This window comes from Cognatundibacterium rivi, from assembly GCF_018139565.1.
In the GTDB taxonomy this organism is placed as follows: Bacteria; Pseudomonadota; Gammaproteobacteria; order Burkholderiales; family Burkholderiaceae_D; genus Undibacterium; species Undibacterium rivi.
Genome location: NZ_JAGSPK010000001.1, coordinates 250,917 through 274,787 on the forward strand (window position 1 = coordinate 250,917; position 23,871 = coordinate 274,787).

The following is a 23,871-nucleotide window of genomic DNA, read 5'->3' on the forward strand; positions in this document are numbered from 1 at the left end:
CCGGGGCAGATGAATGCCTGATTGGTGGCGGAATGACGCTGGCTTCACTCCATCCCGTTTCCTGCAAACAGGAAACGGGGCAAAGCATATTAGATCCGCATTGGCATGACGACGTATTTAAAGTCAGCGTTATCAGGAATCGTAATCAGCGCAGATGAATTGGAATCACCTAAAGCAATGTTAACTTGCTCGCATTTCAGGTTATTCAACACATCCAGCAGATAGCTGACATTGAAACCGATATCGACATTATCGCCACCGTAGTCGATTTCAATTTCTTCCATCGCTTCTTCCTGATCGGCATTCGTTGACAGGATTTGCATGCTGCCGGGCGTGATGACGCAGCGCACGCCTTTAAACTTGTCGCTGGTCATGATGGCCGCACGTTGTAAAGAGCGCAGTAACTGTTCGCGACCAAGCGTGAAATTGTTTTTGTAACCTTTAGGAATCACACGGTTGAAGTCAGGGAATTTGCCTTCGACCAGTTTGGAAATCAATTCGATATCAGCAAAGGTCAGTTTGACCTGGTTATTCGCGATGTCAATCTGCACAGGATCATCTTTGTCTTCCAGCAAACGCTGCAATTCAATGATGGTTTTGCGCGGAATGATGACTTCGTGGCGCGGAAATTCCTGTTCAACCTCGACCTGGCAATACGCCAGACGGTGACCGTCAGTGGCAACCGCGATGACGTTTTTGCCATCGACCACCAGCAACAGGCCGTTCAGGTAATAACGGATATCTTGTTGCGCCATGGAGAAGTGCACCATGTTGAACAAGTGTTTCAGGGTCTTTTGTGGCAGATTCACGCTGGCATTGAAGTGCTCAGCCTGCGCGACGGTAGGAAATTCTTCTGCCGCCAGTGTCTGCAATGAGAAACGGGATTTGCCCGATTGCACACTCATGCGCTTGTTATCCAGTTTCAAGACAACATCATTGTCATCCGGCAGGGCGCGCAGAATGTCGAGTAATTTACGTGCAGCGACGGTAGTGGCGACGTTGTCGCCGCCAGAGCCGATTTCTGCTTTGGTCGTGATCTGCACCTCGATGTCCGTCGAGAGGAACGACACTTGTTCGCCATCTTTGCGAATGAGGATATTGGCCAAAATCGGCAATGTGTGCCGACGCTCGACAATACCACTCACAATTTGCAAAGGCCGGAGCAGGGTATCCCGGTGGGTTTTAACCAATTGCATTTGAATATCCTCACTTATGTTGTTGATAAGGAACCTGATTTGTGGGCGCCTCAGTTAAGTTCACTGGCAGTTGTATCTTGCTTGTTGTGCTGCCTGTGACTTTATCTGTTTCGTCTCTTATTACTTTTTATGTACTGCCTGACTACTTAAAAACTCAATACTTAAAAACTCAAGCCTGACCGGAAACGCGGGCGAGGCCTTTATACTTTGATTGCTGCGGTCACTTCTGCGTCCTGATGGTTCGGTTATTTTAGCCCGACCAGACTTTCAAGCTTCAGCGATCAGCCCTTGAGCGTTTGTTCCAACACATGCAGCTCGTGGTTGCACTCAGGGTTTTTCGCGCGATCAGCCGTGATCTTGCGTACCGCATGCAAGACCGTGGTGTGATCGCGTCCGCCAAATAATTCGCCAATCTCAGGCAAACTCTTTTGCGTCAGTTCTTTTGCCAGATACATCGCAATCTGGCGCGGTCTGGCGATATTGGCCGGACGTTTTTTCGAATACATATCGGCGACTTTGATATTGAAAAAGTCAGCCACGGTTTTCTGGATGTTCTCTACCGAAATCTGGCGGTTTTGTACTGACAATAAATCTTTCAGCGCCTCTTTCACGACATCAATCGTGATTTCTTTGCCGTGGAAGCGGGAGTAAGCAAGAATCTTGCGCAGTGCACCTTCCAGCTCACGCACATTTGAGCGCAGATGCTTGGCAACGAAAAACGCGACATCGTCTGAAAAATGCACACCTTCGGAATGCGCTTTTTTGAGCAGAATTGCGACCCGCATTTCGAGTTCAGGCGGTTCAATCGCGACGGTTAAGCCGGAATCAAAACGTGAAATCAGGCGGTCATCCATACCAGTGATCTCTTTGGGATAAGTATCACTGGTGATGATGATCTGTTTTTTTGCAGCGATCAGCGCTTCGAACGCATAGAAAAATTCTTCCTGTGTACGGCTTTTACCGCCAAAGAATTGAATATCATCGATCAGCAACAGATCAAGCGAATGGTAATAGCGTTTGAATTCATCGAAACCCTTGCGCTGATAAGCCGTGACAACGTCGCGTACATATTGCTCCGCGTGGATGTAGCGGATTTTCGCGTTTGGGTTGTCCACCAGAATCTGGTTGCCGATGGCATGAATCAAGTGCGTTTTACCGAGTCCGACGCCGCCATACAAAAACAGCGGGTTGTAAGATACGCCAGGATTATTCGCCACCTGTATTGCTGCAGCACGTGCCAGTTGATTCGCCTTACCCGTTACAAAGCTGTCAAAAGTCAGTTCGACATTGATGCGGCTCAGGTCGCGTCGTGGCGATGCTTCTGGTGCAGCTACTGCTTCCTGGACAATTTCGACATTCGCCGTGGATTGATCACCATCGCTGCCACTGCTGCGAGGAGCTGGTGCCGCTGGTTTTTTACCGCCACGCGGGTCGAGTACAAACTGCACTTCGACTTCATCATCCCAATATTGATTGGCCAGTTCTGAAATGCGGTTAGCGAACTGAGCTTTGACCCAGTCGAGTTTAAAACGGTTGGGCGCAGCAATGCGCAGCTTGCCTTCTTCGAAGTCGAGCGGTACGAGAGGTTTGATCCAGGCGCTGTATTGTTGCGGTGGAAGCTCTTGCTCAAGTTGGGACGAACAGGCTTGCCAGAAATTTTCCATGTATGACTTTAATCTATTAAATGCAAATGCGCGGTACCGAATCTATGAAGCGATTGCGAAATTGGTTTGCCATCCGGAAGCCGGAACGGCGGGCGTCGCTGACTGAACATAGACGAATTTCGCAACAGTTTCTATTATCCTTTTTGAACTCATTGTAGCTGAGTCAGATCAAAAAAGTTGCCTTAAAGGCATAAACCGGTGCCGCGCTAATCCTCTATTTTAACCGCGACTGCAAGAGTTATCCACAGCCTTACGATTAAATTTATTCTTCCCAGTGCCGGCACGGACGTAAACGGGGTTTGATTAAAATTTGTGCTAAGTGATTGACACGTAAGCTAAAAATGGTGTCTAATTCAGGGTTCCCTACCCTCTTTTATTGGATGGTGCATCGTTTTTACGACATGCAACAAGCCATGAGCAGCGGTTTTGGGGCAGTAAAGGTGAAAAGCCTGACGTCAATTAAACGCAAGCCTTTACCCGTAATTCCGATTTTTTTTATTGCTCAAATAGCGAGACCAACATGAAACGTACTTACCAACCTTCCGTCGTTCGCCGCAAGCGCACCCACGGTTTCCGCGCACGTATGGCAACCCGCGGTGGCCGCGCTGTTCTGAACGCACGCCGTGCCAAAGGCCGTAAACGCCTGGCAGCTTGATTTTAAATTGTTGGTCTGCGGCAGCTTTGGCTGAGATCGCATGATCAATCATTTAACTGACCCAGTTCAGGCAGATGCAGGCGGTGCAGATTTTGCCCGCGTTCGTCGCATCGTTAAAACGGATGAGTTTTCATCCGTTTTTCGTTTGCGCCCCGTACAAAAAACGCCGCATTTTGTGCTGTATGCCCGAACCAATGATTTGCCGCACGCTCGTCTGGGTGTTGTTGCTGCCAAGCGCTTTGCGCCACGGGCGGTGACACGCAACACGATTAAGCGCGTCACGCGCGAGATTTTCCGGTGCTCAGCGTTGCAAAACGTGGATTGTATTGTGCGCTTATCCAGACCAGTGAACAGCAAAGACGGTCCTGCGACAACTGCCCAGCTCAAACGTGAGCTGCGGGCGGAAATCGTGCGTCTGTTCGCTGCGCCTGCTTGTAAGGCTGGCTGACATGAAAACACTGCTGCTCCTGTTGCTACGCTTTTATAAGTATGCAATCAGTCCTATGCTGGGGCAGAATTGTCGTTTTTACCCCAGTTGTTCCGAGTATGCGGCAGAGGCGATTCAGCTGCATGGTGCCGTCAAGGGTAGTTATTTAGCAGGCAAACGCTTGTGCAAATGTCATCCCTGGCATCCTGGTGGCGTGGATAATGTTCCACCTGCCGGTGAAAAAAATAAGACCGTCCCCACATCCGACAAGTGTTGCCACGATCATACTGGCGACACTGGTCATTCCTCACACCTTTCCTGACATACACAAATGGATATCAAACGTACCGTCCTGTGGGTTATTTTCTCTATGTCGTTGTTGCTCCTGTGGGATAACTGGATGCGCCACAATGGCAAATCGTCCATGTTTTTTCCTTCCACGACCACACAGCAAAGTAAAAATGCCAGTGCCTCGGCTTCTGCCTCCGCTGTGGCTGCACCAGCACCGGCAGTCAGTGCAAATGGCGCTCCGGTTTCTGCAAACCCTGCCGTTGCTCCTGTCAAGAGCGAGATCATCACGATCACGACTGACGTGATGAAGGCCGATATCGACACGCTGGGTGGTGAGGTTCGACGTCTGGAATTGTTGAAATACAAAGAAGACGCCAAACACGAGCATTTCTACACACCGTTTCTGGAAGCCGTTGGTCTGAAACAAAAAACAGAAAATCACAAAAATGTTGTTCTGTTTGATGCAGGTGAAAAGCGGATTTATCTGGCGCAGACTGGCCTGATCAACGGTGCATTTCCTAACCATAAATCTGTGTTTGTTGCGAAACCAGGTAAGCGTACGCTGGATGCAGATAGCAGCGTGCAATTGGTGCTGGAGTCAGAACAGAATGGCGTGAAACTGACTAAAACCTTTACCTTCAAAAAAGGTGATTACGCAGTCGGCGTGCAACATACGGTCAGCAACAACAGCACTGCGGCGATTACACCATCGCTGTACTTGCAGTTAATTCACGACGGCACGAAACCAGAGGGCGGCTCTATGTTCACCGGCCCAAGTGAATTTTATGCGCCGGCAGTCTATACCGATGCTGAAAAATTCCAGAAACTGGATTTTGAAAAGATTCATAAAGCCGAAAAAGAACTGGCTGGCAGCAGCAACAACAGCCATGCAAAATCAGCCGATAACGGCTGGGTTGCAGTGATACAGCATTTCTTTGTTTCTGCATTTGTACCGCAAGACAAGGGCGCGCGTGAGTTCCGCACGGAACAAGTGAAAGAGAATGTCTTCTCAGTCAGCACCGTATTGCCGTTGGGCAGTATTGCTCCGGGTGCAAGCAAATCTAGCGATGCCGTTTTATATTCTGGTCCGCAATCGACGGCCACATTGGAAAAAATTGCCCCAGGTTTAGAGCTGGTGAAAGACTACGGCATCCTGGCAATTATTGCTAAACCATTGTTTGGACTGATGGAATTGATACACGGTCTGATCGGTAACTGGGGCTGGACTATCGTTGCCTTCACGATTGCCATCAAACTGGCCTTGTTCCCATTGTCAGCAGCTGGCTATCGCAGTATGGCGAAAATGAAAGTCGTCACACCGAAGATGCAGGCAGTGCGCGAGCGTTATAAAAACGATCCGCAAAAAATGAATCAGGCAATGATGGAGTTGTACAAAACTGAGAAGATTAATCCGCTCGGTGGCTGCTTTCCTATCCTGATTCAGATGCCGATTTTCCTGGCTCTGTACTGGGTATTGCAAGCCAGTGTGGAAATGCGTGGCGCGCCATGGATGGGCTGGATCACTGATCTGACCGCACCTGATCCACTGTTCATTTTGCCGGTGATTTACGCGATCTCGATGTACATCACAACCAAGCTGAATCCGGCACCGGCAGATCCTATGCAAGCGAAGATGATGATGTTCATGCCGTTAGCGTTTTCCGTCATGTTCTTCTTCTTCCCATCCGGTCTGGTACTGTACTGGGTCGTGAATAATATTCTGTCGATAGGTCAGCAATGGGTGATCAACAATAAATTGATTCCACCTGAGCACAAGGCTTAACGTCACACCAGAAAAAAGCCCGCGTTGCGCGGGCTTTTTTTATCGCTGCAACAATGTTCAGGCGGCAAGACGTACCGCCAGCCTGTCGCATTTCAGTCACAGCTATTCAGACAATTCTGCACTTAATGAGTGCAAGCACAGATAGAATTTCAACATGACTTACGATCCTATTCCCATCGCCGCCATTGCCACTGCCCCCGGACGCGGAGGCATCGGAGTCGTGCGGATTTCCGGTAAAAATCTGGCTGCCGTGATGACAGCGCTGTTTGGCAGCACACAGTTAAAGCCCCGTCACGCAACCTATCTGCCTTTCACACAAGCCGATGGCACGGTCATCGATCAGGGCATCGCCTTATATTTTAAAGCGCCGCATTCGTATACCGGCGAAGACGTGATTGAGTTGCAAGGTCATGGCGGCCCGGTCGTCATGCAAATGTTACTGAGTCGCTGTCTGGAAGCTGGTAAAGAATCTGGTCTGCGCTTGGCAGAGCCGGGTGAATTCACACAACGCGCTTTTTTGAATGACAAACTCGATCTGGCGCAGGCAGAGGCGGTTTCCGATCTGATCGAAGCATCGACCGAAGCTGCCGCAAAATCGGCTTCGCAATCTTTGTCCGGCGCATTTTCTAAAGTGATTTGTGCTCTGGTGGAGAAGGTCGTCCATCTGCGTATGCTGGTCGAAGCGACACTGGATTTTCCTGAGGAAGAAATCGATTTTCTCGAAAAGTCGAATGCGCGGGGTCAGCTATCGCAGATACAGACTGCGTTACAAAAAGTGTTCGAGCAGGCAGCACAGGGCGCTTTACTGCGTCAGGGCTTGAATGTGGTGCTGGCTGGTCAGCCCAATGTCGGTAAATCGTCTTTACTGAATTCGCTGGCGGGTGATGATGTGGCCATTGTCACACCGATCGCCGGTACGACACGCGATAAAGTGACGGAAACCATTCATATCGAAGGCATACCGCTGAATATTATCGATACCGCAGGCATACGTCATGAACATGACGATACTGAGCCGGGTGGCATCGTGAATGCGATTGATACCGTTGAGCGTATTGGTATTGAGCGCACCTGGGCCGAGGTTGAAAAGGCCGATGTGATTTTGCATTTACTCGATGCCAGCCGTGGCCCGACGCGCGCTGACGAAGCCATCGTTGCCCGCTTTCCTGATGGTGTTCCGGTGATTCGCGTCTGGAACAAAATCGATCTCTCCGGTCATCATGCCAGCGTTGATTCTATGGAAGACGCGACGCATATTTATCTGTCCGCCTCCGAGCATGTCGGCATCGATCTGTTGCGCAAGGAGTTATTGCGTATCGCGGGCTGGCAGCAAACCGGAGAATCTTTATATTTGGCTCGTGAACGGCATCTGATTGCGTTGAAACAAGCCAACGAACATCTGCAAAATGCAGCTGAATACGCCGCGCAAAATGATCAGTCACTCGATTTATTTGCCGAAGAACTACGCCTGACGCAAGACCGTCTCAACAGCATTACCGGTGAATTCACGTCGGACGATTTACTCGGCGTGATTTTCTCGCGTTTTTGTATAGGAAAGTAGATCGGCAATCGTTAAGGGAAGAGGCTCAGTAATCACTGTGTCGGGGCAATTTGTGCTGATACGACGTTAAAAAAGCTGACCAAACGGTCAGCTTTTTTTATGGTGATGATAGGAATGGCATTGTCACGCTGCCGCAATGTCGCTGAGCAGGGTATCAAAGCTGGTGTCGAGCGCATTACTTCTGAGCAGACGGCTTCCCTGTTCATCGCTGATAATCAACGCAGGTACTCCTTGCACGCCGAAACGGTGCATCATTTCCTGTGCGTTACGGATGCGCGTCCGGTGACGGTCGCGCAGGGCATCATCGGGAGATGCCAGACTATCTGCCGCGCGATTGAAATTGTTATTGCGTAAAACAGTGGCCACGACCGACCAATCGCAGGTGTCCTGAGCGTACAGATAACGGGCTTCCTGTACCAGCCTGAGCGCGTCGAGTTCCCTTTCCGGTGCGCTCATCGCAACCGCACTGAGCGCCATCGTTGTTGCTGCCGAATCGAACCGGCCGCCTGGCTTACCCAGAATGTGCGAGCGGTATTCCGGAGTAAAACGTTGTCCTGTGAGTTTTTCGATGCGCTGATCATTTGACCATGCGTATTCAGCAAATGCGGCATCCATCACACGCCCGCCGCTGTCCGAAAACAGGCCGGATGGTGCCAGCACCAGCGTGATATCACTGTGTCCGCTCAGTTTTCCTATCATTGGCGCAGCACCGTAACACCAGCCGCACAAAGGATCAAACAAATAGGTGACCGTCGTTTTCATGCTGCGTTCTCCTTACCACTTCATTTCGCCTTTGTTGACTTTAGCGCCGATGTCCAGCGACATACTACCAGCGCTGATCTGCGGGTAGGCCTGCTTCATTGCATTGATCAACTCTGCACTGTTGTTGCTGACAGCGAGTTTTTTTTCAAACGTTTGCAGGTAATCTTTTGTGAACGTGATGTTGCTGATATCGAATTTTGTGCCTGATTGCATGTGGCTGGGAACGACTATTTCAGGTTTCAGCGCTGCCATTTCATCCAATTGTGCGACCCAGGCGGCACGCTCTGCTGCGGTTTGGGTGTCTGCCGTCCAGACGTGCATCTGACCAAACACACCGATATTACCAACGATGGCTTTGATGGATGGAATCCAGGTATAAGGGCGGTGCGCGAGCACGCCCTGTGTGCCACGAATTTCAATCGTCTGCCCTTCCAGCGTCAGCGTATTACCAGCTAACGCACGCGGCACCACCGGCTTGTGCGGTGCATTTGCTCCCATTTTAGGTCCCCAGAATGCGACTTTACCGGCCAGTTTTGGCATCAGTTTTTCCAGCACAGCCGGGGTCGTTACGACATCCGCTTGCGGAAAGATTTCTTTCAATGTTTCCACACCAAAGTAGTAATCAGGATCAGCCTGACTGACATAGATGGTCGTCAATTGTTTTCCACTGTCGAGCACATTGGCGGCAATACGCAGTGCATCTGCGCGGGTGAATCCGGCGTCGATGACCATTGCGTCTTTCTCGCCATACACCAGCGTGGAATTAACGTTAAAACTATTGCCATCAGCGTTGTATACCTTCACTTGCAGCGGTTGTGCCGCCTGTGCGGAGGTAAATGCGATGGCGAGAGACGCGGCGATCAGGGAAGTGCGGATCATGATGAACTCCTGTTGAGTATAAAAAAGCTGTCTGGCAGCACAGGTAGTAACTATAGTTTCAGTATTTGTACAGATAAATACGATAAAGTGCACATAACTGTTTCATAAAGTGAGCGAATGATGGATAGGCTGATTGCAATGCAAGTATTTACCGAGGTGGCAAAGAGTGGCAGTTTTACGGCGACGGCTGACAAGCTTGATATGTCACGTGCGATGGTCACGCGCTATGTCAGTGAACTTGAACAATGGCTGGGCGCACGTCTGCTGCAACGAACGACGCGACGCGTGACGCTGACCGATGCAGGTGAAAACTGCTTGCGGCGCAGTGAGCAAATGATGGCGCTGATGGAAAACATGGAAGAAGAAACCGGTAGCCACGATGGCGAATTGCGGGGGCAGTTGCGCATCACTTGCAGCATGTCATTTGCCTATGCGCAGATCGCGGCAGCGATTGTGGATTTCTTGAAACGTTATCCGCAGCTCAAAATTGATCTGAACATCAGCGAGGGAGCATTAAATCTGGTCGATGCCCGCATCGATCTGGCGATCCGCATCAGCGCCGAACCTGACCCCAGCCTGATAGGGCGGGTGCTGGCGCCTTGCTCTTCCGTGTTGGTCGCGTCTCCCGCGTATCTTCTTGTTCACGGTATACCACAGACTCCAGCCGATCTGGCGGCTCACCGTGGCCTCAGTTATGCCAATTTTGGTAAAAGTGTGTGGACTCTCAGTCGTGGGAAAGAGCAGGTGTCTGTCAGAATCAGCAGCTATTTCAGCGCCAACGAAGCAACCGCATTGTTACGCGCCGCACAGGCTGGCGGCGGCATTGCCCTGCAACCTGTGTATTTAGCGAAACCGCATCTGGAAAACGGAACTCTGCAAGTTGTGCTGCCCGAATGGCAATTGCCCGACATGTCTATTTATGCGTTATATCCGTCGCGCAAACATTTATCGCCAGCGGTAAGGGCGTTACTTGATTTTCTGGCGGAGCGTTTCGCAGAAGTGCGATGGTAGGCAGTTTTATTGATTGAGGTACTTATCTGGCTTTCCTGACACAAAATTCTTCATCTGAACAACGCGAGCTGAAAGGCATAAACAAGTTCGCCTATGTTAAGGTGTGCGGATACCGAATTTTTCTGTTTGCATCATGTGTCAATTACTAGGAATGAACTGCAATACCCCGACCGACATCGTGTTCAGTTTCACGGGATTTGCAACGCGTGGCGGGCGTACCGATGAGCATAAAGATGGCTGGGGTATCGCTTTTTTTGAGGGCAATGGCGTACGTCATTTTGTCGATCATCAGCCCGCAGTCAGCTCACCGGTGGCTGATCTGATCAAGCGCTTACCGATACAGTCAAAAAATGTGATTGCGCATATCCGTAAGGCGACACAAGGTGAAGTCATGCTGGAAAACTGCCATCCGTTTGTACGTGAATGCTGGGGACGTTACTGGGTATTTGCCCATAATGGCGACCTGAAAGCATTTGCGCCCGAACTCGACGGCAGTTTTTTACCGGTAGGAACGACGGATAGCGAACGCGCTTTTTGCTACATTCTGCAGCAAATGCGTCAGCGGTTCGGGCGAACCTTGCCTGCATTGTCCGAGCTGACTTCTTTTCTGCGCGGCATTGTCAGCGAAATCGCCGCTTACGGCACATTCAATATGATGCTGTCGAATGGTGAGGCCTTATTCACCCACTGTTCGACCAAATTACATTACATCATCCGGCAGTATCCGTTCACGACCGCGAATTTATCTGATGAACAGGTGACAGTCGATTTTGCAGAAGTCACCACACCGGATGACAGAGTGGCGGTGATCGTTACTGAACCACTGACCAGCGACGAAATCTGGACCCAGTTTGCTCCGGGTGAAATGAAAGTGTTTGTTGATGGCAAAGTGCTGGCGGAGTTACCGGCATGAGTGCGCGTCCGGTCGATCAGCTTGATGCGAATCTGCTGCGGGTGCTGCATACCTTGCTGAGTGAACGCAGCGTCACGCGTACTGCAATGAAGCTGGGGCAATCTCAACCTGCCATCAGTAACATGCTGAAACGCTTACGCGATATCACTGGTGACGCAATTCTGGTCCGCGGTAAAAACGGCATGACGCCGACTGAACGCGGGCAGGAGTTACTGGTGCTGGCAGGGCGAGGGCTGAGTTTGCTGGAAAGTATCGCCAGCCCGCCACCGGCATTTGTCGCGGCGACCAGCGCACGGGTATTTCATCTTGGTGCGCCCGATTACCTCAGTGTTTTACTGATTCCTCTGGTCATGGAAAAAGTGCGGGAACTCGCGCCCAACGCGGTTCTGGTTGTGCATGCACTGAATGCCGGTTTTGATTATGCCGCCGCGCTGGAAAGCGGCGAACTGGATTGCGTGATCGGTAACTGGCCGGATTTACCACCGCATTTGCATATTGCACAGTTGTTTGAAGACGATGTCGTTTGCATGGTGAATCGCAAGCATCCTGTGGTCAGCAAAGGATTGTCGCTGAAATACTATCTCGAAATGGCACATCTGGCACCAACGCCTTACATGGTGGGACATCGCAGCATTATCGATACCGCCCTAGCAGAACAGGGGCTGAAACGTAAGATACAGATGACGATACCGTATTTCGGCATGGTGCCGTATATTTTGTCGAAAACGGATTTGATTTTCACTACCAGTCGCAGTTTTGCCGTTCAGTGTGCGAAAGACTGGCCGATAGAAATATTAGCGATGCCGATTGCGATGCCGAAGATGCAGTTCTTCATGTTATGGCACGAGCGGGTACATGCGGCAACTGAGGTGCAATGGCTGCGTCGTATAGTGGCCGAGGCCGCTGGCGAAGTCTATGCCTGAGACCGGGCACAGATAAAAAAACGTCGCCTGGTGTGCTACCGGGCGACGTTTTTTTTAACTATGTGAGCGGAAGCAGATCAGCCTGGTACTTTGCCATCCACGCCTTCAACATAGAATTTAATTTCATGCAGGAATTTGTCGTCAGCAACGACATCTTTACCCAGCACTTCTTTGCCTGTGTTGTCTTTGATCGGACCTTTCCAGATTGGCGCTGTGCCATCAATTACACCCTGACGTTTTTCAGCGATGAGTTTTTTCACATCATCGGATAAATTCGCGTTGAATGCTTTCAGGTCTATCATGTTTTCTTTCAGACCCCACCAGGTGGTTTCTGATTTCCATTTGCCTTCCATCGCTTCGCCAACGCGTTTGATGTAGTAGCCGCTCCAGTCGATCACCGACGCTGCAGCATGCGCTTTCGGACCGAATTTAGTCATGTCGCTATCCCAACCGAAAGCCACCACGCCTTTTTCTTCGGCTGTCTGTACAACTGCTGCAGAATCCGTGTTTTGCATCAGTACATCAACACCCTGACCAACCAGTGTCGTTGCTGCTTCGCGTTCTTTGCCCGGATCAAACCATTTGTTAACCCACACAACCTTGGTCGTTGCTTTAGGATTCACGGCACGTGCACCGAGCGTAAATGCGTTGATGTTACGCAGCACTTCTGGAATTGGTACAGAAGCGACCACGCCCAGTTTGCCGGATTTACTCAATTTACCGGCAGCGATACCCGCCAGATAAGCGCCTTCATACGTGCGGACGTCGTATTGCGCCAGATTGTCTGCGGTTTTGTAGCCCGTTGCGTGTTCAAATTTTACATCAGGAAAATCTTTCGCCACTTTCAGCATCGCTTCCATGTAACCGAAAGTGGTGCCGAAAATCACTTTGTTACCTTGAGTCGCCAGATCGCGAATCACGCGTTCAGCGTCAGCAGCACTTTCCGGTACGTTTTCGACAAACGTGGTTTTCACTTTGTCGCCGAATTTTGCTTCGACCTGTTTGCGTGCTGCATCGTGCGCATATGTCCAGCCTGCGTCGCCGACCGGGCCAACATAGATGAAGCCGACTTTTAAAGGCTCAGCCGCTGCTGTTGCGGCAACCGTGCTCGCTGGCGCGGCTTCAGGTTTTGCTTCTTCTTTTTTACCGCAAGCAGCAAGGCCAAAGACGGCCAGTGACATTGCTGCCACCAGTGTTTTTCTACGGGAAATTATCATAATGAGCTTCCTTCGGTGAACAAAAAATAAGGTTTTCAGAAAACGGTACAGCGTGATCCATCTGCCCGGTTCATGGGCGGAAAGGTTTTCCCAGCGATGCAGGCATATTCAGGCGTATCCAGTCCGGATTGCGCGAAATCAGTACCAACACAAGTATCGTGGCTGCATACGGCAGCATCGATAAAATTTGTGAAGGGATCGCGATACCGATGGCCTGAAAATGAAACTGCAGGATAGTCACACTGCCAAACAATAAGGAACCCAGCAAGACGCGTGCCGGACGCCAGGTTGCGAATGTGGTCAGTGCAAGGGCAATCCAGCCGCGTCCAGCGACCAGACCTTCCACCCACATCGGTGTGTAGACGACCGACAGATAGGCACCAGCGATACCGCAGCAGGCACCACTGAATAACAGCGCACCATAGCGGATTTTTCTGACGGGATAACCGAGAGCATGAGCCGATTCCGGCGATTCACCAACCGCGCGCAACACCAGCCCGGCGCGGGTGCGATATAAGAACCAGATGATGCCGGCACATAACAACAGGCTGAAATACACCACCCAGTGTTGGTCAAAGAACGCCTTACCCAGAAACGGCAATTCCGATAAAAACGGGATGCCATGCGCGCCTGCCGGTAAGGATTGACCGACGAAAGATTGCCCGATAAACGCCGATAGTCCTGCACCAAAAATCGATAATGCCAGACCCGTCGCCACCTGATTGGTGGTCAGTACCAGTGTCAGCCATGCAAACAGGCTGGACATCAGCATTCCTGCGAGCGCTCCTGCGACAAAACCAAGAGCAGGAACATTGGTCTGATGAGCCACCGCAAAGCCGACAATCGCCGCGACCAGCATCATGCCTTCGGCACCAAGATTGAGCACACCTGCACGTTCATTGATCAGCAAACCCAAGGCCGCGATCAACAGCGGCGTACCAGAATTGATTGACGCAGCAATCAGAGCAGCAAAATTTTCCATGCTTATTTCTTCCAGCGCAGGCGGTAATTGATTAAGGTGTCACAGGCCAGCAACATGAATAACAGCATGCCTTGAAACAAGCCGGTAATCGCCGAAGGCAGACCGAGACGCGACTGCGCCATTTCGCCACCAAGGTAAAACAGAGACAGCACCAGTCCGCCGAAAATGGTGCCGATAGGATTTAAGCGACCGATAAAGGCAACGATAATGGCGGCAAAGCCATATCCGGGCGAAATCGACGGCAGCACCTGACCGATAGGTCCCGCGACTTCAAATGCGCCAGCCATGCCCGCGAAGCCGCCAGAAATCAACAATGAAGTCCATAACGCTTTGCGACTGGAAAAACCTGCGTAGCGTGCAGCCAGCGGCGCCAGACCGCCGACGGTCAAGCGAAAACCGGCGAAACTGCGATAGATAAAAAGCGCCATGCCACCGCTGGCGGCCAGCATCACCAGAAAGCCGATATGCAGCCGGCTGCCGTGGAAGATATGCGGTAACAGAAATTCGCTGGAAAAAACTTTTGATTGCGGAAAGTTCATCCCATTCGGATCTTTCAGCGGGCCATTGACGGCATACATCAGCAATAACTGGGCGATATACGTCAGCATCAGCGATACCAGAATTTCATTGGCGTTAAAACGATCACGTAATAAAGCCGTGACTGAAGCCCATGCGGCGCCACCGGCAATACCCGCCAGCGTTGCCAGTAACAACACCAGACCGCCCGAAATATTCGACATGCCAGGCGTGCCCTGATCGAAAAAAAGTATGGTGGCGCCAGCGGCCAGGCCGCCAGCGATCAACTGACCCTCGGCACCGATGTTCCAGATATTTGCTCGGTAGCAGACCGACAGTCCAAGCGCGCACAGCACCAGTGGCGTAGTTTTCAGTAATAAATCGGCGATGGTTGAAGCGTTACGTAAAGGTTCCAGCAAAAATACCTGCAACGCAGTCAGCGGATTTTTACCAAGTGCGAGAAACAGCAGACCACCAAAAAAGACCGTCAACAACAGGGCGAATACTGGTGAAAAATAAGCCATCACCCGTGATGAGGCCGGACGTAATTCCAGTTTAAACATGACCGGCCTCTTGCATCGCTGTCACCGGATCTTCCCATAAACCACTCATCCATAATCCTATCTGTTCTCTGCTGGCGTCTGCCGTTGCCACTGAGGGTGACAAGCGCCCTTTGGCAATCACATACATGCGATCGCACAAATCAAATAATTCATCTAATTCTTCGGAAATTACCAGTACCGCGCAGCCTGCCTGTTTCAGCTGACGGATTTCTCCGTGAATCTGAGCGGCAGCGCCGACATCCACACCCCACGTGGGCTGTGCCACGATAAACACATCGGGGTGACGCATGATTTCGCGACCGACAATAAATTTCTGCAAATTCCCACCGGATAAACTGCGTGCAGCTGCCGCAGGCCCTGAGGTTTTCACGCGAAAGCGGGCGATGATGTCGCTGGCAGCTTGTATAGTATGTTTAAAATTGATCATGCCGTGGCGTACAAATGGCGCTTTTTGCTGCGACAACAGCATGTTGTCGGTCAGGCTGAGCTCAGGTACTGCGCCACGTCCCAGGCGTTCTTCCGGCACCAGACTTTGTCCCAGTTCGCGCCGTGCTTCCGGGCCGTAGCGGCCAACAGCCTTGCCTTTGAGTTGTATCATCTGCGCCGCCGGGCGGCGGTCTTCACCGGACAAGGCTGCCAGCAATTCCTGCTGACCATTACCGGAAACCCCGGCGATACCAACGATTTCACCACCAAACAAGCTCAGATCAATTTGTTCTAATGCCGTCGCAAATGCATGCGCTTTCGGCAGGCTGAGCCGCTCGATCTGCAGTCGCAACGGTCCTTTTTGTATACTTGCATCATGCGGGTGATGCAGGACAGCGTCACCGATCATCATACGCGACAGGCTGGCTGCGGTTTCCTCGCGTGGATCGCAATGGCCGGTGACTTTGCCCATGCGCATGACGGTCGCCGAATGACACAGTTCACGGATTTCATCGAGCTTATGGCTGATATATAAAATGCTGCAACCTTCTGCTGCAATTTTGCGCAGGGTGACAAATAATTTCTGTACCGCTTGCGGCGTCAGCACTGAAGTTGGTTCATCCAGAATCAATAACTGCGGGTGTGTCAGCAGGGCACGCACAATTTCCACACGCTGACGTTCACCGACCGATAAAGTGTGAACATGCCGTTGTGGTTCCAGCTCCAGTCCGTAATTTTCACCAGTCTGACGGATTTGCTCTGCCAGTTGCGCCATATCCGTCGCGGCATCAAGCCCGAGCGCGATATTCTCTGTCACGGTTAACGTATCAAACAGGGAGAAATGCTGAAACACCATCGAGATGCCGAGTTTACGTGCATCTTGCGGCGTTGCTATTTTTACTTCCTGACCATTCCACAGCACCGTGCCAGAGTCTGGTTTGACAGCGCCGAAAATGATTTTCATCAGTGTTGATTTGCCTGCACCGTTCTCGCCCAGTACCGCATGGATTTCGCCGGGAGCAACGCTGAGATTAATATGATCGTTGGCGACGACCGAAGGATAGCTTTTACAGATATCAGACAGTGCTAATCTCGACGATAGCGGTGCTGCGATAGAAGTCACAATGACCTTTCTATGGAAAAAACGGTTGGGGCGCTGGTGAACATGGACATAGTTTTTATAAATCCTGCACGAATGATGGATGACGAGACCAGCAGATGTCGTATTGTCATCAATAGCACGTCGTTATTGATTTACCATCCTCTGCGCCATTTGCTACATCAGGAATGCTTCATGAATACTCTTTTTAAGCAAGAACAATGCCCTCAGATTAAGAGGCTTGTTGTGCAGGAATTATCATGAAAACCGCATGTTGAGTATTCGGCCGACATTATAAATGCGACTGCCCCATTCACAAAACCAAAATTACTCTGAAATCATTGACATTCGTGCGTGTTGGCCCGCTGACGATCAAATCGCCCAGCGCCGAAAAATAACCATAGCCGTCATTGTTTTCCAGCATGTGCTTTGGCGATAAATTGAGCGCTATTGCCCGCTGCGCAGATGCCGGTTCATAGTAGGCGCCGGCGTTGTCTTCCGAGCCATCAATACCATCAGTGTCACAGGCCAGTGCGTAAATGCCGGGATGACCGTTGAGCGTCGCGGCCAGACTCAGTAAAAATTCTGCGTTACGGCCACCGCGACCATTGCCGCGTACCGTTACCGTGGTCTCGCCGCCGGACAAAATGACGCAAGGTTTGGGGAACGGCTGGCTTTTACGGGCGACCTGCAATGCCAGCGCTGCATGCATGAGGCCGATATCGCGCGCTTCGCCTTCAATGCCATCCGATAATATGTGGGCAGCAACACCCATGGTTCTGGCCTGATACGCTGCAGCATCCAGCGCATGCTGGGCAGTAGCGATGATGTGGTGTTCGTGGCGGGCAAAGCGCGGGTCGCCGGATTTTGGCGTTTCACCATGCCTCGACTGCAGATGCGCTGCGATATTGTCAGGAATCGCAATCGCATATTTTTGCAAAATTGCGAGGGCGTCGGCGCAGGTCGTGTCATCCGGTAGCGTCGGGCCGCTGGCGATAATACTGGCGTCATCGCCGGGCACATCCGAAATCATCAGAGTGATCACTCTTGCGGGTGCACAGGCCAACCCCAGTCTGCCGCCTTTGATGGCAGACAGATGTTTGCGCACGCAATTCATTTCACTGATGGCGGCACCGCTTTTCAGCAGCGCTTTGTTGATCGCTTGTTTTTGCTCCAGCGTGATGCCTTCGGCCGGAAGAGCGAGTAAAGCAGAGCCTCCGCCGGAAATCAGGCACAGCACCAGATCATCTTTCGTCAGCCCTTGCACCAGGTCTAAAATCCGCGCCGCTGCTTGCTGTCCAGCGATATCAGGGACAGGATGGGCCGCTTCGATGACCTCAATTTTCTTGCACGCGACACCGTGACCATAACGCGTCACGACCAGCCCTGATAATTCGCCTTTCCAGTGTTGCTCAACCGTGTGTGCCATCGCTGCCGCGCCTTTGCCTGCGCCGATCACGATGGTACGGCCATGCCGTGGTGGTTCCGGCAAAAAAGCAGGCAGACATTTTTCTGCGCTGACGGCATCGACCGCTGCCTGATACAGGGAATTCAGAAATTCGCGTGGAGATGAGATAGGCATAGTGTTGAGTAGTAAGATGGCGGTTCGACGATAAAGCACTTTGCATAACCACTCGCAAGTGCCACTGAACAAAATACATAAAACAGAAAAATCATCATAAACGATATGGCTTACGATTTCGGTGAAGTAAATTCAACAATGCAGCAATATGTGGACCGTCAGATACTGGCGGGGGTATCAACAGCAGTGCTGGTGGGGCGTGATCTGGTGCACGAACACCATGCCGGTTGGGCGGACATCGAGAACCAGATTCCTCTGCGCGGTGATCATTTGTTCCGGGTTTTTTCGAATACCAAGCTGATCACATCAATGGCCATCATGTTGTTAATCGAGGACGGCAAAATCGCTCTCGATGATCCGCTTGAAAATTATTTGCCGCAATTGGGCAAGCGTCGCGTGTTGAGAGCCGGAGCGAGCAGCCTTGACGATACCGAACCGGCACGTTCATCGATCACTATCCGTCATTTGCTGAATCACACGTCTGGTTTGAGTTACGGATTGCTCGATCATGGCAGCCTGATGTACAAAGCCTATAACGAACGCAAAGTGTTGAATGCTTTCGAGACGTTGGCGGAAATGATCGATATTCTGGAAGAATTGCCGCTGAGTTTTCACCCCGGTGAAGCCTGGCAATATTCAATTGCCACCGACGTGTTGTCGCGCGTGGTCGAGGTCGTTAGTGGCAGAAATTTTGATCAGTTCCTGCGTTTGCGGATACTCAATCCGCTGGGGATGGATGACACCAGTTTCTATGTTTCGGAAAATAAACTGAATCGACTGACTGCTTATTACGGTGGTGCCGATCCGGCGAATGTGTTGCAGCGCGGTTTGCGCCGGCTGGATAAGTCGCCGTATCCCGGCGCATTTACCAAACCGGTGCCGCGTTTGTCCGGTGGCGGTGGGTTGGTATCTAGCATGCACGATATGCTGGCGCTGATGCGCAGTTTTATGCCAGATGGCGATCATTTATTGAAGCCGGAAACGCTGCATCTGATGATGCAGAATCAGTTACCAGCGGGCGCAGGCATAGCTTTTCCGGGTGTCGGTGATGTGCCGGGCAAGGGTTTTGGATTCGGTGGCGCGGTGACCTTGCTGCCATCATCCATCGACCCGGTCGGTTCGGAAAGTGAATTTGAATGGGGTGGTATTGCAGGTACTCATTGGTGGATAAACCCGCGCCACAATATTGCAGGGATACTGATGACGCAAAGATTAATGAGCTTCTGGCATCCGTTTTCATTTGATTTCAAACGCCTCGCGTATAAGGCAGTCGGGGTGAAATAAATAGTTGTTGCGCCCAGAAAAAGCAATTCATATTGCCGACACATCCATTGCTTAGCATGGCTCCAGATTAAAAATAGTGTGAGGAAAAATGACTACCTGTTCAATTCGTTCTGTCATGTCGTCAGTGCTGCTGTTGCCGGTCGCCACGGTGTTGACTTTATCCGCTTGTAGTACGCCCCCCCAACTGTCTGCGCAACAAGATGGCCTGCAACAAGCGTGGACTGTACTTGGTGAACAGGGACAAGCCGTGGCACGTGTGGTGACCACGGATACTGTTTGCCCGGTGTTGATGCAAGATGGTCAAGCGCAAATGATGACTGCGCGGGCTCCCGCCGGGACTATCTCACAGCGCAAGACCGCGAGTAGTGCGAATGACTCTAAACCATCCGCATTTCCAGTGCTGACTTGCGAGGCGACATTATCGCCAGCCACCAAGTCTGCCAGCGTTAGCGGTCGCGAGTTGCCATTGCCGCAGCCGGTCGCAAAAAAAATTGTCGTGATCGGAGATACTGGTTGTCGGCTGAAGCTGGCTGATCACTATTTTCAGTCTTGCAGCGACAGCGAGAAATGGGCCTTCCGATCAATGGTGGAAGCTGCCGCCAAAACAAAGCCCGATCTGGTGATTCATGTCGGTGATTATCATTACCGCGAGAATGCCTGTCCGGAAGGGAATAATGACTGTGCAGGCAGCCCTTGGGGTTATGGCTGGGATACCTGGAAAGCGGATTTTTTTGACCCGGCACAGGCATTATTGAAAGTCGCACCGTGGGTCATGGTGCGCGGCAACCATGAAACCTGCACCCGTGCCGGACAAGGCTGGTGGCGCTTCCTTGATCCCCGCCCTCTGCAAAGCGGACGTGATTGTAATGCCGAACGCGATGATGCGAGCGGAGATTACAGCTCGCCTTACGCGGTACCCTTAGGCCGTGTCGGGCAAGAAGCGGCGCAACTGATCGTGTTTGATTCGTCGAAAGTGCCGAACAAAGCGCTAGGCAAAAATGATGTGCCGTATCAGGTTTACATGGAGCAATTCAAAATAGTGAATCAGTTGTCTGATGCAGCCGACTTTAATATTTTCATCAATCATCATCCTATTCTTGGTCTGGGTGCTGGACGGAATAAAGAGGGTGGATTAACGATCTGGCCGGGAAATGCCGCCTTACAGGGCGTGATGAATGATATTAATCCGACGCGCCTGTTTCCTTCCAAAGTGCAGGCGACACTGGCCGGCCATGTCCATTTATTCGAGGCGCTGACATTTAACACTGATCATCCGGTGCAGTTTGTTTCAGGCAATGGCGGTTCCTCACTTGATTCGCCGCTGCCTGCGGTTTTACCAGCGGGAACCACGCCGTATGCCGCAGCAGAAATTGCGCATTTCAGTAATTCCAACGACGTTGGTTTCATGGTGATGGAACGTGAGCTGCAATCCTGGAAAATGCAGGCATGGAATAAGAACGGTAAGCTAATGATCGAATGCCGTACTCAAGGCAAGAAGACCCAGTGCGTATCTGTTCCGTAACACGCACGTTCCGTGTTTCAGTCAAGATGGTATCCTGAAAGGATGGGATACAAACCCCGCGGATGCCGTCATTCTGTTGTCATGTCATCGGACTGTCAGGTAAATTCATCCTGATGTCATACCGCCTGCCTAGACTTGTGAGTTTTCTACCCACCAAGTTCAATGGAAGGCAAGATGATGTCCCGGCACAAGCAACAAATTACGCAACAAATTACGCAACGAATTCAGCAACAATCCCAACAACAATTGACACGCAAGCTGATCTCAGCACAGGTTGTGTTCGCCATCACGCTGATGGTTGCGCACCACGCTCAGGCGCAGTCAGTGCCTAAAACTGAAAGCACAGTTGAATCTGATTCAGCGCTGGATGCGGAAGCGATCAAATCACGGGTTGTGATCAGTGGTTCGAGTGTCGGTAATCGTGCTCCGGTACAAAGCTCACTGAAGGCGACGCAGCCACAATCGATTATTACGGCGACGTTTATTGAACAATCGGTGACCGATCTGGCTGATTTCAATGCCGTTGCGCGGATTGCGCCGAGTGTGGGTTCCGGCGTGTCTGCGAATGGTCCCGGTCTTGCCGAATCCAAAGTCACGTTACGTGGTTTTCAGGATGGCGAATACAACATGACGTATGACGGTGTCCCTTTCGGTGATACGAATAATCCTACGCATCATTCAACGTCTTATTTCCCGGCACGTATCATCGGCGGCATGGTGATTGAGCGCGGCCCGGGCAATGCCAGCAATCTGGGGCAAGCGACGTTTGGTGGCTCTATCAATTTGTTCTCTAAAGAATTAGCGTCAGATTTTAATTTCACCCCATATTCGACGTTTGGCTCATGGAATACCCGCATGTATGGTGCGCAGGTTGACAGCGGTTTGTTGTCGAACTTTGGCAATGCGCAGATGATGTTTAATGCCTCGCGTCTGACATCCGATGGTTATCTGACTTACAGCAGCGTTACCGAAGATAATTACCAGTTTAAATTCCAGCGTAATCTTGGTCAGGATACTGTGCTGACAGTGTTTTCCACCTATAACAAGATCAATAGCTATGTCCCGGATAAAGCGGGAGTGACGTTGAATCAGGTTGCTCAGTTTGGTAAAAACTATGCTCTGAACAATGATCCTACGAGCCAGAATTATTACGGCTATAACTTCAACTACAAAACCACGGATTTTGACTATATCCGTTTGCAATCGAAGTTCGCTGGCTGGAATATCGACAATACGCTCTACACCTATTCGTATAACAACGATACCTATTCCGGTCAGGATGCCAGCGGTGCAACCGCTAATGGCACTAAAGCCGGTGCTACTGGAAATAAGAATGTTCCGGGTTACAACAAGCTCAATGCGTATCGTGTGAACGGCGATATTTTCAAAGCCACTAATCAATTTGATGCGGGTTTATTGCGTGCCGGTGTCTGGCTGGAAAGTTCCAATACCAACCGCCATACTTATGATCTGGACTGGACTCTGGGCTTGCCCAATCCTAAAGAATCAACTGCACCGAAAAGCGTGTCTTACGAACAGCGTTCTTCGTGGAAGCAGTATCAGTCCTTCGTTGAATTTGAATGGAATGCCGCACCAGATTTAACGATCACACCGGGTGTGAAATACATGCATTTCAAACGCGAAATCGATGCCCCTGTGAATCAGGGCACACGGATTGCAACGACTGCAGAGCAAACTTACACCTCAACCTTGCCATTCCTGACCGCGAATTACAGCGTGAATAAAGAATGGTCTGCATATGCGCAGATCGCCAAAGGTTTTCTGGTGCCGGATCTGTCCATGTTTTATGTGAACAACCCAAACCTGAGCACGCCGAAAGCGCAGACCTCAACGAATTATCAGCTGGGTACGGTGCATCAGTCGCGTAATCTGACGCTGGATGCCGACATTTACTACATCGACTTTGACAATAAGATTGCCTCCACTGGCAGTGGTAATGATCTGGTGTATTACAACCAGGGCGGCGTTGTTTACAAAGGTATCGAGGCAGCGGCTACGTATTACATCGGTAGTGGCTTCTCGGTGCATGCTAATGCGTCGCTCAACAGTGCGAAAGCGAAGGACACAGGCTTGCAAGTGGCGAAAGCGCCGGAGAGCACCAGTGCGCTGGGGCTCTTGTATAAAGCCAATGGCTTGTATGGTTCGCTGATCGCTAAAAATGTCGGCACGCAATACGCAAAAGACGGTGAGCCGGCTGCTTACAAAATGCCTTCTTACATGACGACCGATCTGACGATAGGTTATCGCTGGAAAGCCGTTGGCGCATTGGTCAAAAACGTCAAGGCACAATTAGGAATCAATAATCTGTTTGATCAACAGGATGTGACTGCGGTCTCAGCCAATAGCAAAGGCGTCGCTTTCGATCAATACACTTTCCAGCCTGCACGCAGCTGGAGCTTGTCTGTCAGCGCTGATTTTTGATCAACATTCTCTCCGTATTTTTACTTTTAAATCCGTGGCTTATTTCTCGTTTTCTGTGTAGAGAATAAGCAACGGATTTGTAAGAAATCGTGAAATGGAAATATCGCTCTAATCGGCTTTTTTGATTTTGCAGCATCCCTGTTCAAGCCATCTGAACTGCTCTTCACCATAGG

20 protein-coding genes are annotated in these 23,871 nt (G+C 50.9%); 11 read left to right on the forward strand and 9 right to left on the reverse strand.

The genetic code is table 11. The annotated features are described in order from the left end of the window. Positions 1–89: 89 nt before the first annotated feature. Positions 90–1,196 (reverse strand): DNA polymerase III subunit beta, encoded by a 1,107-nt coding sequence (gene dnaN, locus KDM87_RS01080; RefSeq protein WP_212677390.1) that lies wholly within the window; start codon positions 1,194–1,196, stop codon positions 90–92. 281 nt (positions 1,197–1,477) lie between these two features. Continuing rightward, entirely contained in the window at positions 1,478–2,860 is a 1,383-nt protein-coding gene (gene dnaA, locus KDM87_RS01085) for a chromosomal replication initiator protein DnaA (protein ID WP_212677391.1), read from the reverse strand. Positions 2,861–3,380: 520 nt separating this feature from the next. Here dnaA and rpmH point away from each other — a divergent pair. The 5 genes from rpmH to mnmE all read left to right on the forward strand — a co-directional run bounded on the left by rpmH (position 3,381) and on the right by mnmE (position 7,577). Further along, positions 3,381–3,515, forward strand: coding sequence for a 50S ribosomal protein L34 (rpmH, locus tag KDM87_RS01090; RefSeq protein WP_061535510.1), 135 nt, complete (start codon positions 3,381–3,383; stop codon positions 3,513–3,515). Positions 3,516–3,555: 40 nt separating this feature from the next. Continuing rightward, positions 3,556–3,963 (forward strand): ribonuclease P protein component, encoded by a 408-nt coding sequence (rnpA, locus tag KDM87_RS01095; RefSeq protein WP_186883995.1) that lies wholly within the window; start codon positions 3,556–3,558, stop codon positions 3,961–3,963. 1 nt (position 3,964) lies between these two features. Further along, entirely contained in the window at positions 3,965–4,264 is a 300-nt protein-coding gene (gene yidD, locus KDM87_RS01100; RefSeq protein ID WP_186896068.1) for a membrane protein insertion efficiency factor YidD, read from the forward strand. Positions 4,265–4,273: 9 nt separating this feature from the next. Then, positions 4,274–6,016: a membrane protein insertase YidC gene (yidC, locus tag KDM87_RS01105; RefSeq protein WP_212677392.1), complete on the forward strand. Its 1,743-nt coding sequence runs from the start codon at positions 4,274–4,276 to the stop codon at positions 6,014–6,016. Positions 6,017–6,170: 154 nt separating this feature from the next. After that, complete coding sequence (gene mnmE, locus KDM87_RS01110; RefSeq protein WP_212677393.1) at positions 6,171–7,577, forward strand: tRNA uridine-5-carboxymethylaminomethyl(34) synthesis GTPase MnmE; 1,407 nt, start codon at positions 6,171–6,173, stop codon at positions 7,575–7,577. A gap of 123 nt (positions 7,578–7,700) precedes the next feature. Here the strand turns inward: mnmE and KDM87_RS01115 are convergent, their stop codons facing one another. Next, on the reverse strand, positions 7,701–8,339 hold the full coding sequence (locus KDM87_RS01115) for a DsbA family protein (RefSeq protein WP_212677394.1): 639 nt from the start codon (positions 8,337–8,339) through the stop codon (positions 7,701–7,703). 12 nt (positions 8,340–8,351) lie between these two features. Next, positions 8,352–9,218 (reverse strand): MBL fold metallo-hydrolase, encoded by an 867-nt coding sequence (locus KDM87_RS01120; RefSeq protein WP_212677395.1) that lies wholly within the window; start codon positions 9,216–9,218, stop codon positions 8,352–8,354. Positions 9,219–9,338: 120 nt separating this feature from the next. Between KDM87_RS01120 and KDM87_RS01125 the strand changes: the two genes are divergently transcribed. From KDM87_RS01125 to KDM87_RS01135, 3 genes are all read left to right on the forward strand, one after another. Next, positions 9,339–10,229, forward strand: coding sequence for a LysR family transcriptional regulator (locus KDM87_RS01125; RefSeq protein ID WP_212677905.1), 891 nt, complete (start codon positions 9,339–9,341; stop codon positions 10,227–10,229). A 133-nt stretch (positions 10,230–10,362) separates the two neighbouring features. Continuing rightward, positions 10,363–11,142 carry a class II glutamine amidotransferase gene (locus tag KDM87_RS01130; RefSeq protein ID WP_212677396.1) on the forward strand — a complete coding sequence of 260 codons (780 nt, stop codon included), beginning with the start codon at positions 10,363–10,365 and terminating at the stop codon, positions 11,140–11,142. Then, a complete protein-coding gene (locus tag KDM87_RS01135; protein WP_212677397.1) occupies positions 11,139–12,065 on the forward strand; it encodes a LysR family transcriptional regulator in 927 nt (308 codons plus the stop codon). Before KDM87_RS01130 ends, KDM87_RS01135 begins: the two co-directional genes overlap by 4 nt. Positions 12,066–12,142: 77 nt before the next feature. Here KDM87_RS01135 and KDM87_RS01140 read toward each other — a convergent pair whose 3' ends face one another. The 5 genes from KDM87_RS01140 to KDM87_RS01160 all read right to left on the reverse strand — a co-directional run bounded on the left by KDM87_RS01140 (position 12,143) and on the right by KDM87_RS01160 (position 18,450). Next, positions 12,143–13,282, reverse strand: a complete 1,140-nt coding sequence (locus KDM87_RS01140; RefSeq protein WP_212677398.1) for a BMP family ABC transporter substrate-binding protein — start codon at positions 13,280–13,282, stop codon at positions 12,143–12,145. 70 nt (positions 13,283–13,352) lie between these two features. Next, the gene (locus tag KDM87_RS01145) at positions 13,353–14,264 is read right to left on the reverse strand and encodes an ABC transporter permease (RefSeq protein ID WP_212677399.1); all 912 of its coding nucleotides are present in this window, start codon (positions 14,262–14,264) and stop codon (positions 13,353–13,355) included. Positions 14,265–14,266: 2 nt separating this feature from the next. Beyond that, entirely contained in the window at positions 14,267–15,343 is a 1,077-nt protein-coding gene (locus KDM87_RS01150) for an ABC transporter permease (RefSeq protein ID WP_212677400.1), read from the reverse strand. Next, entirely contained in the window at positions 15,336–16,883 is a 1,548-nt protein-coding gene (locus KDM87_RS01155; protein WP_329604892.1) for an ABC transporter ATP-binding protein, read from the reverse strand. Before KDM87_RS01155 ends, KDM87_RS01150 begins: the two co-directional genes overlap by 8 nt. Positions 16,884–17,181: 298 nt before the next feature. Next, entirely contained in the window at positions 17,182–18,450 is a 1,269-nt protein-coding gene (locus KDM87_RS01160; RefSeq protein WP_212677401.1) for a glycerate kinase type-2 family protein, read from the reverse strand. 105 nt (positions 18,451–18,555) lie between these two features. Between KDM87_RS01160 and KDM87_RS01165 the strand changes: the two genes are divergently transcribed. The 3 genes from KDM87_RS01165 to KDM87_RS01175 all read left to right on the forward strand — a co-directional run bounded on the left by KDM87_RS01165 (position 18,556) and on the right by KDM87_RS01175 (position 23,698). Beyond that, on the forward strand, positions 18,556–19,734 hold the full coding sequence (locus KDM87_RS01165; protein ID WP_212677402.1) for a serine hydrolase domain-containing protein: 1,179 nt from the start codon (positions 18,556–18,558) through the stop codon (positions 19,732–19,734). 88 nt (positions 19,735–19,822) lie between these two features. Continuing rightward, positions 19,823–21,256 carry a metallophosphoesterase family protein gene (locus KDM87_RS01170; protein WP_230407535.1) on the forward strand — a complete coding sequence of 478 codons (1,434 nt, stop codon included), beginning with the start codon at positions 19,823–19,825 and terminating at the stop codon, positions 21,254–21,256. A 174-nt stretch (positions 21,257–21,430) separates the two neighbouring features. After that, on the forward strand, positions 21,431–23,698 hold the full coding sequence (locus KDM87_RS01175; protein ID WP_212677403.1) for a TonB-dependent receptor: 2,268 nt from the start codon (positions 21,431–21,433) through the stop codon (positions 23,696–23,698). The last annotated feature ends 173 nt before the right edge of the window (positions 23,699–23,871 follow it).